Source organism: Winogradskyella schleiferi, from assembly GCF_013394655.1.
GTDB lineage: Bacteria > Bacteroidota > Bacteroidia > Flavobacteriales > Flavobacteriaceae > Winogradskyella > Winogradskyella schleiferi.
Genome location: NZ_CP053351.1, coordinates 1761580 through 1777719, shown reverse-complemented (window position 1 = coordinate 1777719; position 16140 = coordinate 1761580). Strand labels below are relative to the sequence as shown.

Annotated in this window: 14 protein-coding genes; 8 read left to right on the top strand and 6 right to left on the bottom strand. The window is 34.5% G+C overall.

All coding sequences use genetic code 11. From position 1 onward, the window contains the following. Nucleotides 1-1056, top strand: coding sequence for an ACR3 family arsenite efflux transporter (gene arsB, locus HM990_RS07640; protein WP_178988357.1), 1056 nt, complete (start codon nucleotides 1-3; stop codon nucleotides 1054-1056). A 251-nt stretch (nucleotides 1057-1307) separates the two neighbouring features. Here arsB and HM990_RS07635 read toward each other — a convergent pair whose 3' ends face one another. Next, a complete protein-coding gene (locus HM990_RS07635; protein WP_178988356.1) occupies nucleotides 1308-2318 on the bottom strand; it encodes a sugar kinase in 1011 nt (336 codons plus the stop codon). Between the two features lie 207 nt (nucleotides 2319-2525). Between HM990_RS07635 and HM990_RS07630 the strand changes: the two genes are divergently transcribed. Next, nucleotides 2526-3050: a GNAT family N-acetyltransferase gene (locus HM990_RS07630; RefSeq protein ID WP_229719411.1), complete on the top strand. Its 525-nt coding sequence runs from the start codon at nucleotides 2526-2528 to the stop codon at nucleotides 3048-3050. Between the two features lie 53 nt (nucleotides 3051-3103). Here the strand turns inward: HM990_RS07630 and HM990_RS07625 are convergent, their stop codons facing one another. Together HM990_RS07625 and HM990_RS07620 are read right to left on the bottom strand one after the other, a co-directional pair. Next, nucleotides 3104-3838, bottom strand: coding sequence for an energy transducer TonB (locus HM990_RS07625; RefSeq protein WP_178988355.1), 735 nt, complete (start codon nucleotides 3836-3838; stop codon nucleotides 3104-3106). Nucleotides 3839-4083: 245 nt separating this feature from the next. After that, the gene (locus tag HM990_RS07620; protein WP_178988354.1) at nucleotides 4084-6234 is read right to left on the bottom strand and encodes a TonB-dependent receptor; all 2151 of its coding nucleotides are present in this window, start codon (nucleotides 6232-6234) and stop codon (nucleotides 4084-4086) included. A gap of 340 nt (nucleotides 6235-6574) precedes the next feature. Here HM990_RS07620 and HM990_RS07615 point away from each other — a divergent pair, with 340 nt between their 5' ends. Then, nucleotides 6575-7249: a lysoplasmalogenase gene (locus HM990_RS07615; RefSeq protein WP_178988353.1), complete on the top strand. Its 675-nt coding sequence runs from the start codon at nucleotides 6575-6577 to the stop codon at nucleotides 7247-7249. 3 nt (nucleotides 7250-7252) lie between these two features. Here the strand turns inward: HM990_RS07615 and HM990_RS07610 are convergent, their stop codons facing one another. Then, nucleotides 7253-8524, bottom strand: coding sequence for an NAD(P)/FAD-dependent oxidoreductase (locus HM990_RS07610; protein WP_178988352.1), 1272 nt, complete (start codon nucleotides 8522-8524; stop codon nucleotides 7253-7255). Nucleotides 8525-8661: 137 nt separating this feature from the next. On the opposite strand from HM990_RS07610, the gene HM990_RS07605 reads away from it, so the two are divergent. Continuing rightward, on the top strand, nucleotides 8662-9156 hold the full coding sequence (locus HM990_RS07605) for an RNA polymerase sigma factor (RefSeq protein ID WP_178988351.1): 495 nt from the start codon (nucleotides 8662-8664) through the stop codon (nucleotides 9154-9156). A 4-nt stretch (nucleotides 9157-9160) separates the two neighbouring features. Continuing rightward, nucleotides 9161-9793, top strand: coding sequence for a hypothetical protein (locus tag HM990_RS07600; protein WP_178988350.1), 633 nt, complete (start codon nucleotides 9161-9163; stop codon nucleotides 9791-9793). Nucleotides 9794-10073: 280 nt separating this feature from the next. On the opposite strand, the gene HM990_RS07595 is transcribed toward HM990_RS07600, so the two are convergent. Together HM990_RS07595 and HM990_RS07590 are read right to left on the bottom strand one after the other, a co-directional pair. Continuing rightward, nucleotides 10074-10874, bottom strand: a complete 801-nt coding sequence (locus tag HM990_RS07595; RefSeq protein ID WP_178988349.1) for a lysophospholipid acyltransferase family protein — start codon at nucleotides 10872-10874, stop codon at nucleotides 10074-10076. A 44-nt stretch (nucleotides 10875-10918) separates the two neighbouring features. Further along, a complete protein-coding gene (locus HM990_RS07590) occupies nucleotides 10919-11563 on the bottom strand; it encodes an NUDIX hydrolase (RefSeq protein WP_178988348.1) in 645 nt (214 codons plus the stop codon). A 2-nt stretch (nucleotides 11564-11565) separates the two neighbouring features. On the opposite strand from HM990_RS07590, the gene HM990_RS07585 reads away from it, so the two are divergent. The 3 genes from HM990_RS07585 (at nucleotide 11566) to HM990_RS07575 (ending at nucleotide 16078) form a co-directional block, all read left to right on the top strand. Beyond that, the gene (locus HM990_RS07585) at nucleotides 11566-12279 is read left to right on the top strand and encodes a peptidylprolyl isomerase (protein ID WP_178988347.1); all 714 of its coding nucleotides are present in this window, start codon (nucleotides 11566-11568) and stop codon (nucleotides 12277-12279) included. Between the two features lie 390 nt (nucleotides 12280-12669). Then, nucleotides 12670-14814 (top strand): M3 family metallopeptidase, encoded by a 2145-nt coding sequence (locus HM990_RS07580; RefSeq protein WP_178988346.1) that lies wholly within the window; start codon nucleotides 12670-12672, stop codon nucleotides 14812-14814. A 310-nt stretch (nucleotides 14815-15124) separates the two neighbouring features. Then, complete coding sequence (locus HM990_RS07575; protein ID WP_178988345.1) at nucleotides 15125-16078, top strand: alpha/beta fold hydrolase; 954 nt, start codon at nucleotides 15125-15127, stop codon at nucleotides 16076-16078. Nucleotides 16079-16140: the final 62 nt, after the last annotated feature.

The window sequence follows — 16140 nt, the reverse complement described above, 5'->3', positions numbered from 1 at the left end:
ATGGCCACTAAAAAACTCAGTTTCCTAGATAGTTATTTAACACTTTGGATATTTGCCGCAATGGCTATTGGCGTAGGTATTGGCTATTTCTTTCCATCATTTCCAGAAATCGTGAATTCTTATAGCAGCGGAAGTACCAACATTCCCATTGCTATTGGGTTGATCGTCATGATGTATCCACCATTGGCCAAAGTTAATTTTGCTTTATTGCCTAAAGTATTTAGAAACACAAAAATACTTTCCATTTCATTAATCCTCAATTGGATTATTGGTCCGGTGTTGATGTTCTTTTTAGCGATTATATTTTTACGTGATTATCCGGAATATATGGTCGGACTGATATTAATTGGTCTGGCACGTTGCATTGCCATGGTTTTGGTTTGGAACGATTTAGCCGATGGCAGTAGCGAATATGGCGCTGGCTTGGTTGCTTTGAACAGTATTTTCCAAGTATTCGCCTATAGCTTTTACGCCTGGATTTTCATCACAGTACTTCCACCCTATTTTGGATTTGAAGGTGCCATCGTAGATATTTCTATAGCCACGATTGCCGAAAGTGTTGCCATATATTTAGGTATTCCTTTTGCTTTGGGCATTTTGAGCCGGCTTATTTTGGTAAAACTTAAAGGTGAAGTGTGGTACACTGAGAAATTCATACCGACTATTTCACCGTTAACTTTGATAGCATTGTTATTTACAATCGTGATTATGTTTTCTTTGAAAGGCGAATTAATTGTTGAAATCCCACTGGATGTTTTAATCATTGCAGTGCCATTATTGGTCTATTTCACCGTAATGTTTATCATTGGCTTTTTCTTTACCAAAGCCACAGGAGCGGAATATGATAAAACTACAGCAGTTGCATTCACTGCAGCAGGAAACAATTTTGAATTGGCTATTGCCGTTGCTATAGCTGTTTTCGGACTGAATTCAGGCCAGGCATTTGCAGGCGTTATTGGGCCTTTGGTTGAAGTGCCAGCGTTGATTTTATTGGTTCGTGTTTCGTTTTGGTTGAAAAAGAAGTATTATGATAAGCCTGAAATCGCTGGAAAGTAGTCGACTCTTTGTTTATTATCAATTTAAAGTTTAAAACCCAATAATGTCATTTCATTTACTCTAGCTTTTATAAGCTTTTACAATTATTTTGTCATTTCAATAGAGTGATTCGTATAGCAATTGGGAGAGTGAGGAGAAATCTTAAAACAGTGAGATTCCTCTTCGTACCTCATTCGGAATGACAGAATTGACTTTAATAAAAACAGAACTGATTTTATTAAAATTTAATTCTTTTGTTTAAAATTATATGTCTATCGTTCAAAACGCCCAGAAATATTCCCTTCAATAATTTTAACCACATCATTAACATCACTATGGTTTACGTCGCCTTCGTAGGTATGTTTTAAGGCGCAGGCAGCACTTGCAAAAAGCATAGCTTTATAATCGTCATAATGTTGTAAACCATGAATTAATCCTGCGGCAAAGGCATCACCAGTTCCAATACGATCTACGATGTGCGTAATTTCTAAATCTTCTGTTTCACGGAATTCTTTTCCGTTCCACATTCGTGCTCTAATTTTATGCCATGATGAATTTAAGGAAGTTCTAATTTTGTCAAATACTTTTTCGATTGTTGGAAAAGTTTCCATGAGTTGTTTACTTGCTTTCAGGAAATCGTCGTTAGAATAACTGTAATTGGTACCCAAAACTTCATTGATTTCATTAATACCACCAATAAAAATATTGGAATAGTGCAATAATTCAGTTAATGCTCCCTTGGCATCTTGGCCATATTTCCATAGACCACTACGATAGGTCGGATCTGCAGAAACGGTCAACCCTTTTTCCCTGGCTAATTTTAGACCTTCTTTTAAGGTATCGTAAGCACCTTGGGTCAATGCAGGCGTTATACCTGTCCAATGCATCCAATTGCCTTTTCTTAACGCCTTTTCCCAATCGACCATAGCAGGTAAAATTTCAGAAAATGAGGAATGGGATCTATTATAAGAAATTTTGCTTGGTCGCATTACAGCTCCAACTTCCAAAAAGTAAACACCCAAAGGTCGTTTAGAACGCACTATGGAAGAAGTGCTTACACCAAACTTCCGAATATATGAAATAGCCGTATCTCCAATAAAATCTTCAGAAACAGCACTAATATGCTTTACGCTTCCACCAAAATTAGCAATGGAAATGCTGACATTTAATTCCGTACCTCCAAAATAAAATTCAACATTATTGGATTGCATAAATGTTTTGTTACCTCTCGGTGAAATACGCAGTAACACCTCACCAAATGTTATAATCTGTTGCTTCTCCATATACTTTTAAGACTTGTTAATAATTTGTTGTCATACGATTTTGAGATAAAAGATACAGACTTAATTCTATATGACTAAATTTTTGCTATATTTTGTTGAAAATAATTAGAACAATGGATTGATGCACCTTTGGTTTTCTTACCTAATTAGTCTTGAATTTGAAAAGTTTAGTGAAGAAAAAATTGAAACCGTATATTTTAAAAAAGAATGACTATTAAACTAGAAACCAAACGTCTTATTCTAAGACCTGTTACAGAAGCTGATGCCAATGATTTTTTTGAGTTAGATTCTAACCCTAAAGTTCATGTATTCCTAGGGAATCAACCTGTAAAAACGATTTCAGAATCTGAAGCCATGATTGCTAATATTTTAGAACAATACAAAAACAATGGCTTAGGTCGTTTAGCCATGGTAGAAAAATCTACCAATGCTTTTATTGGTTGGGCCGGACTTAAATACGAAGACCAATTGAGAAAAGAATTTAACTATTATGATTTAGGTTACAGGCTTAAAGAACAGTTCTGGGGAAAAGGTTATGCCACAGAAGCATCATTTGCTTCTTTAGATTATGGCTTTAAAGATTTAAAATTAAAAGAAATTGGCGCAGCAGCTGATGTCAACCATAGTGCCTCTAACAGCATTCTTAAAAAAATTGGTATGCAACCTTCTGGTACTTTTGTATATGATGATGAATTGTGCAATTGGTACAAACTAAAAAATCCATATTTATAAAAAACAAAATCCCTTTTCAGGGATTTTGTTTTCTTAGTAAGGGAAATAAATAGTTATTGTGTTTGTAATTTAAAGTTTATAGGAATACTGTAAGGCACGCTCACACTTCTATCCCGTTGTTTACCAGGCTTCATTTTAGGCAACAAACTTATAATTCGTTCTGCTTCAGTTTCTAAAAGTTGATCTGGTCCTCTACTTTTAATTTTAGTAACCATTCCATTTTTATCAATTAAAAAGAAAACGAACACTCTACCTTGTATATTAAGCTCCGCCGCGGCATTAGGATATCTAAAATTTTTCTGTAAATGCTCTTGGATTTTTCGCTCAAAACAAGCTCTTAACTCTGTATTATTACCAGTACAACCTGGAAATTGTGGTACTTTTTCAATGACTGCAAAAGGCACTTCAATGTCTTCTTCCACTTCTGTTACTTCGACATCCTCTACTCCAACTTCGCGATCGTCAATAATATCATCTTGCCCTACCTCTGTGCTTTCTATCAAGCTTTCTTCAACATCTTCAACATCTTCAACAACTTCTATAATCTCAGTAACAATTTGTTTTTGAGCAGGTGGTGGAGGAGGCGGAACAATATCTATTGTGGTTATCGGAATGTCTTCATCGATCTGATCGTCTAACATTAAGATATCAATCTTTGTTGCTTCTGTCTCGTAAGTCTTATGTTCTAGTCCTAAATATGTAAGGAGTAACATTACGTTTAAGCCAACAGCAAAATACAAACTGCTGTTTCGACCTACATTGGCTTTTGGGTTTTTCTTGAGTTCCATGACGTTTAATTTAATAGTATAAAGTTAAATATCATTGAGCGTAAAAATTATGATAAAAGTCATATCAAATGGATTCTGACTGTTTTTAACATTTCAAATTATAATTGATTTTTCAAGATTATACGACTCAATTATTATGAAGAAAGACATCACTAACGGTCGAAATCCGTCAAAAAATTATGTTGTTATAATTAAGCAAGAACTACAGAATTTTAAAAAAATCCCTAAAATCTGGAATCTGAATTCTACAAATTATCCAATTGATTATCTGTACCATCTTCACTAATGGTCCAAAAGAAACCAACAAAAAAGAACTGGTCTGCTGCAGGCGTTAAGGCACGTCTATTAAACTGTCCGTTAAAATCTGGAGAATCTGCATATTGATAACCATTTATGTTTTTGATTCCTAAGACATTATTTATCGAGAAATACAAGATCTTTTGTGGACTGAGTAAATAAGCCCAATTCACACTTAAACTATTAAACGATTTTGTACGTTCGGCTAAAAACTCATTGGTATTTGGATTGGTGTACGGACGACCTGAAGAAAAACCATAAGAAACGCCAACTTGACTTTTCCAACTGTCTATCCAATATTTACCTACTATTGATAAGTTATGTTTGGTGGCATAACTCGGTTGAGCCGCGGTTTCATAGTTTCGATAATCTCGTTCGGTATCCAAATACGAATAACTTACCCAATAATCGACGTTTTTGACACCTGTATTATCTCTCCAAAATAAATCGATTCCTTGGGCATAACCATCTCCTGAAGACTTAAAATTACTCTCAAAACTTTCAAATTCAGAATCGAACTTTACCAAATTATCGTAATCTTTTCTGTACGCTTCAGCCCTAAAAATTTTGCCGTTATTTACATACTGATAATTCAAAATATAATGCGAGGTTTGTTCAGCCTTTAAATCTTGATTAAACTTTAAGATAGCGCTATTCGGGTTTTGGAAAAAGTTACCATAAGCCAAAGAAAATTGACCATTCTTTGAGCTTTTATAAGCTATAGCTGCTCTTGGCGCTACATCTGTTGTACTAAAAATTGAACTATGATCCGCTCTCAACCCCACTTTTAAAGCCAGTTTTTTAGAGAATATCAAATCTGCTTCTGCAAATGCGGCTGTGATGTTATTGTTATAACCATAAGTCGCATCAAATGTGCCTTCCTTGAAGTTTTCTTCAAAATCCGTTATAAATTGTTCCGCACCAAAACTAAGTTTGAATCGACTGCTGAAGCGTTTTCTTAACTTTAACTTTAAATGGGCCGAATTCTCTATATCGCTAATTTCGCTCGACTGAATTCCCAGGTCTGTATCTGCTAACGTATAACTCAATCCGGTTTGGATGCTCCAGCTATTTCCCAAACTTCCTTTATAGGATGTGTTTAAATAGAAGTTATTGTTATTTAGCTTATAGTCCAACCCTTCACTTAAGTTAATATCGTCTTGGGTTAATTCGAATTTAGACGTATCAAAAGCGGCATAAAATTTCAATAAACCATTATTCAACTTTTGTCTAAAAACAGTTTCGCCTTGTGCGCCTTGATAAGGTTTATGCCAATCGTTTCTATCTTCAAAAAGCTCTAGATATGGTGCGAGATTTATATAAGAAGCGTTGAAACTCAGCGATGATTTTTCCCATTTTTGGGTGTTTCCTAGCGCAGCACCAACCGTCATTATTCCAATATCCGTTTTTTCTTGATCGGGTTCGTCAATAGTATTTAAAAGTAAAACACTTGATAAGGCTTGTCCAAATTCTGAAGAATAACCACCAGTTGAAAATGTAATTCCATCAAATAAAAATGGGGAATATCGTCCACGCGTCGGAATATTATTTGCTGTTGGTGTATATGGCGTAAAAACACGTATGCCATCTATAAATATTTGCGTTTCATCAGCATTTCCGCCTCTCACAAACAGACGGCCATCTTCTGACACATTGGACGTTCCTGGTAACGTTTGTAACGCACCAACAAAATCGCCTAAAGCACTTGCTGTAGTGACAACATCCAAAGGTTTTAAAACAGAGACTTTACTGTTATCGCTGGCTTCAAAAGTTCCTGCGCTAATAACCACTGCATCTAAAGACTCTACACTTTCCCTTAATTTAATTATGAGATTATTCATCTCCGAAACCTCTTTTATAATGGACTTAGTTTCATAAGACAGAAACGAAATGACTAAAGTTTGTGTCCCTTTTTCATCTGTTGTAAATGTAAAGCTGCCTTGATCGTCAGTGGTTGCACCATCATAAGTGCCTTCTAAATAGATATTAACACCGTTCATGGATTTGTCTTTTGTGTCTGTAACTTTTCCTGAAATGGTGGTCTGTGAATATGCTAAACCGGTAAAAAGTAAAATTAGAATGGTGATTAGCTTGTTCATGGTTTGATTGATTAAAAGTTCGTTTTTCTTGTGCTGAATTTACTTCAGTATGATACTCAATGAAGTTCGACATAAATTGATGAGACAAACTTCCACATTTTTACGCTATAAAAGAATTGTAATTTACCGAACTGTGTATTTTCAATGACGAATTGAATATATTTGGACTGTGGGTATAATTAAAAATTTAGCATTCAGATTTATAATAAGTATGGCTGTAGCCTATCAGATTTCACTGCAATTTGAGAGCTTTGAGAATTTAATCTTAATATTTAGTTTTATCATTTTGTTTGCCTTGTTCACTTATATGTCTAATAAATTTTAATTCAAACTTAATTTAATGCTAACTAAAACTGAGAAACAATTCAGCATTTTATTCTTTATTATTGTTCTATTTGAACTCTTATCGGGAAGTACTGCAGCTTTACAATATGCACATTATATAGCCAAACCTGCCATAGTTATCAGTCTTATTTTTTTGTTTGTAAAAACCTCTTATTCCCTTCCAAAAACCATAAAAAACTTAACTCTTTTTGCTTTGTTTTTTTCTTTGCTTGGTGATATACTATTAATGTTTGTAGATACATCCCAACACTTTTTTACGTTGGGTTTAGTCGCATTTTTAACGGCACATATCATGTATGTCTTAGTGTTTATAAAACATCTCAACAAGTCAAAATCGCCATTCGGTTTTATTGCTTTGCTACTCCTCTATGCATCTTGCTTATTCTATTTTCTAAAGGATAATTTGGGTGTGATGCTGATTCCGGTTGTTATATATATGCTCGTTATTTTAAGTATGGCAACTTCTGCTTATTTAAGGAAAGGCAGCGTAAACATACTAAGTTATGGACTTGTTTTTTTAGGGGCTTTACTATTTATGATTTCCGATAGCATTCTGGCACTTAACAAGTTTTATCAACCTATAATATATTCAAATATTAGCATAATGGTAACATATGCTCTGGCCCAATATTTAATTGTGATTGGAATTTTAAAACTTCAGGATTCTTAAATCTTACTTTTTAAAAGGCCTAATAATTAATCGTGCAGCCTTATCAAAATTGATATAATTGTAGGTCCAGTTGAAGAGTACAATCACACGATTTCTAAAACCAACTAAAGACATTAAGTGCACAAACATCCAAACAAACCAAGCAAAAAAGCCTCCGAATTTGTAATGTTTTAAATCCACAACGGCTTTATTTCTACCAATAGTCGCCATTGAGCCTCTATCTTTATAAACAAATGGTTGTAGTGGTTTATTATCAATTAATCGCAATAAATTCTTGCCTAATAATTTTCCTTGCTGAATAGCAGGTTGTGCCACTTGTGGATGACCTTTTGGGTAATCCTCAGAAGTCATTATTGCAATATCGCCAACGGCAAAAATATTAGTATAGTCTTCCACTTGGTTGAATTGGTTCACCTTATAACGATTTGTGTTATCCATTAAAGCTTCAGCTTTTAAACCCTGTACTGGAGCTCCTGTAACTCCTGCAGCCCAAATTAAGGTCTCCGATTCCATTTTTAAGTCAGAATTTGTGGTCACCGTAGATCCATCATAATGTTTAACGACGGTATTGCATCGCACTTTCACGCCTAAATTTGTTAAAAACTCTTCTGCTTTTTTTGAGGCATATTCACTCATTGGTGGCAATACACGCTCTGCTCCTTCCAATAAATAAATATGCATATCGTCAGGATCCAAATCATGATAATCCCTTGGCAAAATATTATTTTTAAGTTCTGCTATAGCGCCTGCGAGCTCCACACCTGTTGGTCCCGCACCAACAATTACAAAATTTAAATAGGCCTCCCGTTCTTCTTTTGTATCTGCAACCGCTGCCTTTTCAAAATTCTGTAAAATAAGACTTCTTATATTTAATGCCTGAGGAACAGACTTCATTGGCATACTGTTGGATTGAATCGCTTTGTTGCCAAAATAGTTGGTTTTTGTTCCTGTGGCAAGTACGAGATAATCGTAAGACAAATGTCCAATTGAGGTAATGATTTCATTATTTTTAGGGACAATTTGCTCCACTTCTGCCAAACGGAAAAAAGAAGTTCTATGCTTTTTTATAATTTTTCGTAAAGGATAAGCTATGGAATCCGGTTCTAATCCAGAACTCGAAACTTGGTACAATAAAGGTTGAAATGTGTGATAGTTGTGCTTGTCAATGAGAACGACTTGTGCATTTTTATTTGCTAAAGTTTTGGCTAAATTTACTCCAGCAAAGCCACCTCCTACAATGACGATTCTTGGTAGGTTGGACTGAGGAATGTTCATCACATATAGGATTGAAATTTCACTTGCAAAAATACGAATTATCGAGGCAAAAATTCCCTTTTAAAACATTAGTTGAATAAATTTGTAACAAAACCTAAACTGATACTACTAATTAGACAACTAACCAATTTCATCAATTGAACAAAGAACTAGAACATAGCTTTGTAGAACAGTTGCAAAAGCATCAAAACATTGTACACAAGGTGTGCCGATTATACACCAACAATGCCGATGCTCACAACGATCTGTTTCAAGAAATCACTATACAACTGTGGAAAGCATTTCCAAAATTTAGAGGGGATGCAAAATTTAGTACATGGATGTACAGAGTAGGATTGAATACTGCAATTACGCTATACCGGAAATCGAAAAGACGCATTAACACCCAAGCATTTGATGCTGTAGAATTTAAAATAAAAGCTGAAGAATATGACGATACCGAAGAACAACAATTAAAACTTTTATACCAAGGCGTACATCAATTAAATGATATTGAAAAAGCCTTAGTTTTCTTGTACCTAGAAGACAAAGATTACAGAGAAATTAGCGCGACTCTAGGTATAACAGAAGTCAATGCACGCGTAAAAATGAATCGTGTGAAAAAGAAATTAAGAACCATACTAAATCCGTAAGATTATGGATGAATTAGAATTATTAAAGAAAAATTGGAATAAAGATACAGCTGAATTTAAAAACTATTCCGATTCTGATATCTACCCAATGTTGCATAAAAAATCATCTTCTATTGTAAAGACTTTGTTTTACGTAAGTGTTGCAGAACTAGGGTTTTGGATATTGATGAATTTCTTACCCTTTGTGGTTTCAGATAAATTGAAGGCCCAATTAGAAGAGATGAGTCATAGCTGGATTTATATGGCATTGAATATTCTCAGCTATGCAGTTATTATTGTATTTGTATATCTTTTATGGAAAGCGCACAAAGCAATTTCTGTTACCGACAATGCGAAAAAATTAATGGAGAGTATACTAAAAACAAGAAAGGTCATTAAATATTACGTGATCTATAATTTATCCATTGCTTTAATTAGTATTCCTGTTTCGCTTTATTTTTCCATTAATGAACATCCAGAAATTTCAGAACAACTAGAAGCTGCGTCATCTACACAATTAGTTTTTATGGCTTTCGTTGCTATAGGAATTACAGCCTTATTTTTAGGATTGATATGGTTGTTTTATAAGTTGATTTATGGCATTTTAATTAAGCGATTGAATAGAAATTATCAGGAATTGAAGAAGTTGGAAGTTTAAGTTTTATATCGAAATTAATTCGTTTTAGCATTTAGGAGCACATGAACATCATACATGTTTTTAAATATGATTTTTAATTCAGCAAATGGCAACATATGAATGGAAAATGGATACAAAAAGAGGTGGATTTGGAAAATTACGAAAGGCTGAAAATGTAAAATCGTTCAACAAATAAAAATATCACTAAATGCCAGAATTGAAGACCAATACCTTCTCTGTTCCCCTATGGAGAAGATAACTATACTAAGTAATTCTTATGCTGAGAGAAAGGGGCTTTTTTTTACATATCCCGCAACTCCCTATTTAACCGCTCATTTTCTTCAAGTACGTCTTGCGGAATCACTTTTAAGAACGATGGATGTTGCTCGATGGCATATTCAATTTTTTCAACGATATCCGCAATAGATTCATTTTCGTAGTCTATTTCCAAAGGTTCTTTGATCTCAAAGGATTGAAAAATATTCTTCTTTTTAATTCGTAGTCCTTTTTTATCAAACGAACGTCTAAAACCGTCAATAACAATAGGTACAACAATGGGTTTATAGGTTTTGATAATATGAGCTGTTCCTTTTCTAATAGGTTTAAATGGTGTGGTCGTCCCTTGTGGAAATGTAATTACCCAACCATCATCTAACGCTGTTTTTATCATGGTAATATCACTCATCTTCACTTGTCGGTTCACCTCTTTACCTTGTGAACGCCAAGTACGTTCAATACTGATTGAACCTGTATAGGCGAATATCTTTGGAAGCAAACCAGATTTCATGGTTTCCTTTGCCGCTACGTAGTACATGTTCAATTTCGGGTTCCAAAGATAACCGACGTTTTTTATATTGTCTAATCTCCCGCTTAAACTTGCATTAAACACATGAAACATCGCAATAACATCTGCGAAATACGTCTGATGGTTAGAAATGAACAACACATTAGTATCTGGCAAATCTTTAATAATTTCTGAACCTTCAATCTGTAAGTCATTAAAACCTCTAAAACGCTGATGTGTTAGAGCGCCCAAGATTCTAATGAGCCATTTTTTAATCCAAAGTATATGTCCGAAAGGATTTCTTTTGAATAATCCCATAGTTAATTTTCAAATTTTAGTCGATTACAAATGTAACCATAAAGTTATAAAACCTGTTTTAGCAAGTCTTTTATTTCGCCTAGCATCATTGCTGTTGCTCCCCAAACAATATGACCATTAAATTTAAAAGCTGGAACATCTACTTCTACATCAAAAGAGGTTGGTACTCTTGCGGTTAAGGTATTACTATCGCTTAAAAAATCGCTAAGCTTTACCTCTATAACTGCTTCCACCTCTTCATCTTGTTTTGTAAAAATTAAATATTCCTTCGAAATTCCGATATATGGATGCACCATAAAATTACTTGGCGGTATATATAAAGGAGACATTTTTTTTAAAACGTCAATGTGCGTACCAGACACACCTATTTCTTCTTCGGTTTCCCTAATAGCAGTTTTCATTAAATCGTTTTGGTCTTCATCTTCGTATTTTCCACCAGGAAATCCAACTTGTGCAGAATGTACACCTCTATACGTTTTTCTCAGAATAAGAACTAAATAAGTTTCATCATTGGTATTTGGGTAAAACAATGCCATAACACCTGCTTTTCTAGCGGTTTCATATTTCGATTTCATTTTTTCTGCAAGTTCCAATCGATAAGGCGGAGACATTTTTGCATGCGAGTCTTCGCCAGAAAGTTCTAGTTTTTTTATTTTTACTACAGATTCTAAAAACTTACTAAATAGCATTTATGAAATTTCAATTAGTGTTTACAATGGTTATCGGAATTGGATTGTTACTTCTGAATTGTGAAGATAAACAAACTTCAAAAAAAACAGATACAACAGTCGTAAAAGATTCAACGATAACCAAAACTAAAAATAAACCCAAAAAGAAGTCAAAAACAGAATTCCCAAAACTTACTGATGAAAACGCGATGGAATTCTTTTTGGAATATGAGAAAGAAAACAAAGAAGATAAAGTACGGATAACAACCGATTTCGGTACAATTGATATTCAACTGTATGATAAAACCAAATTCCACAGAGCCAATTTTGTTTACCTAACCAAAAGAAATTATTTTGATAACACACAGTTTTACAGAGTGGTAAATAACTTTGTGATCCAAGGAGGAAGTGGTGATGGCATGAATTTATATAAAAAAAGACAAAATATAGGACGGTATCTTTTACCACCAGATACCAAACGCGGTTACACGCACAAAAGAGGCGCTGTTTCCATGCCTAGTAGCGAAATTGAAAATGCCTATAAATTGGCCTCACCTTATCAGTTCTTTATTGTTCAAAAACCAGATGGTGCCTATCATCTGGATGGTGACTATACCGTTTTTGGTGAAGTTATTTCCGGAATGGATGTCGTTGATAAAATCGCTGCCGTAGAAACCGATGAAGGCGAATGGCCTTTGAAAAATGTATATATTAAGAAAGTGGAGTTGATTGATTAAGCTAGTGCACAGAGATTCACGGAGTAATTCTGTAATCCTTTAAATAATCCCTACGCATTTAGTTATATATTTTACTCCCACAATCCCGAAAATATTTCAGGATGAAAGTAACATAAAACAGAAAGTGCAATCCATCCGATAAAATCGGTGTTACTCTTTTTCTTCGTGCATTTCAGTGAAAACTCTGCGAATCTCTGTGTGATTTTTTATTATTTCTGGCCTGTATCGATTCGTAATAATTAGTGTTAATCGTGTCAACATTTATCAAGTCAATATTTAATTACCAACCTCCAAGAATTATAAAAAATTTAAGATTCTTCTACCCTATTTTAAGTACCTTGTTCGCTTAATAAATCCCTAGCTGTTTTCACCAAATAAAACCTAATAACCATGATTTCCAAGTCCATTAAAGCTGCTTTAATTTGTTGTATAATTCTATTCTCAAGCTGTAAAGAAGAAACCAAAGAAACAACCGAAAAAACCATGAGTGATAACATACTAATCCAAAAATGGACAGGCCCTTATGAAGGTGTTCCAGCATTCGATAAAATTTCCGTTGAAGCCATAAAACCTGCTATGGAAGAAGCCATGAAGCTAAATTTAGCCGAAATAGAAGCCATAGCGAACAATCCAGAACCGCCAACTTTTGATAATACCATTGTTGCCATGGAAAAAGCTGGTAAAGCACTGGACCGTGTATCTGCGTATTATGGCGTCATGGGAAGCAATGTCTCCTCACCAGAATTCAGGGATGTACAAGCAGAATTAGCACCTAAACTTTCAGATTTTAGATCTCAAATTTCCCAAAACGAAAAATTATTCAAACGCATTAAAACGGTTTATGAAGCCTCTCAAAAAACGCCTTTAGAACCGCAAGCACAACGCGTGGTAGATTTAACCTATAAACGCTTTGAAATGAATGGAGCCAACTTGAATGCCGAAAAGAAAAAGCGTTATGCCGAAATTAATAAAGAACTTTCTACGCTTTATACGGACTTTGCCAATAATGTTTTGCACGACGAAGAAAACTACATTACTTATTTAAACGAAGATCAATTGGGTGGTTTATCTGATGGATTTATAAAATCGGCCGCAAAAATTGCCACTGATAAAGGGCAAGAAGGTAAATATGCCATTACTAACACACGCTCTTCAATGGATCCATTCCTCACCTATTCTACCAATCGCGAGTTACGAAAGCAAGTTTGGGAAAATTATTATTCGAGAGGAGATAATGCAGATGACTATGATAATAATGAAATCATTGCCGAAATCTTAAGATTGCGTAAAGAACGGGTTGGGCTTATGGGTTATGATAACTATGCTGAATGGCGATTACAGGACCGCATGGCAAAAACACCTGAAAACGCAATGGATTTAATGATGGCCGTTTGGCCAGCTGCAAAACAAAGAGTACAGGAAGAAGTATCAGATATGCAAAGCGTAGCCAACGAACTTGGCGACAACATTACCATCGAACCATGGGATTATAGGTATTATGCTGAAAAAGTCCGCAAAAAGTTATATGATTTAGATAGCGACGAGGTAAAGCAATATTTGCAATTAGATAAACTAACAGAAGCTATGTTTTATGTTGCCGGAGAATTGTTCAATTATAAGTTTTCACCTGTTGAAGAAGGTTCAGTTCCTGTGTTTCACGACGATGTAAAAGTTTGGGAAGTTACCGATAAAGATTCTGGAAAGAATATTGGCTTATGGTATTTAGATCCATATGCACGTCAAGGAAAACGGTCTGGAGCCTGGGCAACCACTTATAGAAGTTCAGATTCTTTTGAAGGCGAAAAAAATATCTTGGCATCAAACAATTCCAATTTTGTAAAACCTGCTCCAGGCGAAGCTGTTTTGATATCTTGGGATGATGCCACCACGTTTTTTCATGAGTTTGGTCACGCGCTTCACTTCTTTTCTGCCGATGTAAAATATCCAACCTTAAACGGAGGCGTTCGAGATTATACCGAATTCCAGTCTCAATTATTAGAACGTTGGTTATCTACAGATAGAGTGATTGACCAATTTTTGGTACATTATAAAACAGGAGAACCAATACCTAACTCATTGGTTGAAAAAATCAAGAAAGCTTCCACATTTAACCAAGGCTTTGGAACTACAGAATATTTAGCCTCTGCATTAATTGACATGAAACTACATTTAGCAGATCCAACAGGTATTGATATCGATAAGTTTGAACGTGAAACATTAGACGAATTAGGCATGCCGAAAGAATTGCCAATGCGCCATAGAACGCCACATTTTGGTCATGTGTTTTCTGGCGAAGGGTATGCAACGGCTTATTATGGTTACATGTGGGCAGATGTCTTAACGAGTGATGCTTCTGAAGCTTTTAGAGAAGCCGAAGGTGGATTTTATGATAAAACGGTTGCAGATAAACTTGTGAAATATTTATTCGCACCACGAAATGCCATGGATCCTGCTGAAGCTTATAGAAAGTTTAGAGGTCGTGATGCTAAGATTGAAGCTTTGATGAAAGATCGTGGGTTTCCTATTTCTGAGTAGGGTTGATAGGATAAAAAAAATTAATTTATTATGAAATGTTTTTAGTAATTTGATAAATTCAATTAAAGGCTAAAATAGTTGTGACCATAGTTTCATAATAATCCCTAAAATCTGAATGAGAGAATAAAGAATTTACTAGATTTAATTCTGTAAGAGAGATTAATAATATTTTATTGAATTATAAGTCGGAAAAATAAACAATTCTAAAATAATACACCATATACTCTTGGTCACATATGAGTACATTAAAATAACCCTCAAATAACCATACCTAATTATACTTAGGTTTACAAAAATTCACAAAACCTATATGAAACTATTTTTATGGCTATCGTTTTTTATTTTATTTATGAGTTGTACTGACAAATACAATAATTTTAAAAAAACTCCAGACTATATAGAAAAAGCCACCGCTTCTGATAAGGCTTATTATGAGGCATACGACGAATCATTAAAATTATGGAATGTCAATTTTGAAGAATTATACATTACCACAACTAACGGAATTGCGCATGTTATTGTAAGTGGTCCTAAAAATGGAGAACCAGTGGTCTTACTTCACGGTATGAATGCAAGTTCTACCATGTGGTATCCAAATATCGAAGCAATAACTGAAAACCATCGCGTGTTTGCCATTGACTTTATTTTAGAACCAGGAAAATCCTATTTGTATAAGGATATTGAAAGTGTAGAAAAAGCAATCGATTGGTACAAGGAAGTTTTGTTCGTTTTAGAATTGGATAACTTTCATGTCATTGGCGCTTCAAAAGGTGGTTGGCTAGCCGTTAATTTAGCACTAAACCACCAGGAAAAAATAAAAAGCTTGATATTATTAAGTCCTGCGCAAACCTTTACATGGATTAGACCAAGTACAGAATTATTTAAAAATATAGTATCCCTATTTTCTTCAAAAGAAAAACAAATTGAGCAAAGTTTAGAAAGTATGTCAAGCGATGCTGCTAATATTAGTGAGGTGTACTTAAAGCAATATAAAATTGGGATCAAAAAAGATTCGGAAAACAAATTCATGACGAGTATGAAGCCTTTCTCTGATAGCGAACTAAAATCCTTAAAAATGCCTATTTTAGTTTTAATTGGTGATGACGATATGATCAATGTAGAGAAAACGGTTAAAATCGCCAACGAACTTCCAAAAGGAAAAGGAGAAATGATTACAAATGCAGGCCATTTTTTATCCATAGATCAAGCTGAGTTGGTCAATAAAAAAATGCAAGACTTTTTAAAGGACGCATCAAATGAATAGATTTTAAGTTTCACTCACGCGGCTCATCCGATTAACCAAGCCCAATTTCTTTATCTTTGTCG

Coding starts and splice junctions, on each gene's coding strand:
- arsB (WP_178988357.1), top strand. CDS start 1: ATGGCCACTAAAAAACTCAGTTTCCTAGATAGTTATTTAACACTTTGG.
- HM990_RS07630 (WP_229719411.1), top strand. CDS start 2,526: ATGACTATTAAACTAGAAACCAAACGTCTTATTCTAAGACCTGTTACA.
- HM990_RS07620 (WP_178988354.1), bottom strand. CDS start 6,234: ATGAACAAGCTAATCACCATTCTAATTTTACTTTTTACCGGTTTAGCA.
- HM990_RS07600 (WP_178988350.1), top strand. CDS start 9,161: ATGGATGAATTAGAATTATTAAAGAAAAATTGGAATAAAGATACAGCT.
- HM990_RS07590 (WP_178988348.1), bottom strand. CDS start 11,563: ATGCTATTTAGTAAGTTTTTAGAATCTGTAGTAAAAATAAAAAAACTA.
- HM990_RS07575 (WP_178988345.1), top strand. CDS start 15,125: ATGAAACTATTTTTATGGCTATCGTTTTTTATTTTATTTATGAGTTGT.
- HM990_RS07585 (WP_178988347.1), top strand. CDS start 11,566: ATGAAATTTCAATTAGTGTTTACAATGGTTATCGGAATTGGATTGTTA.
- HM990_RS07615 (WP_178988353.1), top strand. CDS start 6,575: ATGCTAACTAAAACTGAGAAACAATTCAGCATTTTATTCTTTATTATT.
- HM990_RS07625 (WP_178988355.1), bottom strand. CDS start 3,838: ATGGAACTCAAGAAAAACCCAAAAGCCAATGTAGGTCGAAACAGCAGT.
- HM990_RS07635 (WP_178988356.1), bottom strand. CDS start 2,318: ATGGAGAAGCAACAGATTATAACATTTGGTGAGGTGTTACTGCGTATT.
- HM990_RS07610 (WP_178988352.1), bottom strand. CDS start 8,524: ATGAACATTCCTCAGTCCAACCTACCAAGAATCGTCATTGTAGGAGGT.
- HM990_RS07595 (WP_178988349.1), bottom strand. CDS start 10,874: ATGGGATTATTCAAAAGAAATCCTTTCGGACATATACTTTGGATTAAA.
- HM990_RS07580 (WP_178988346.1), top strand. CDS start 12,670: ATGATTTCCAAGTCCATTAAAGCTGCTTTAATTTGTTGTATAATTCTA.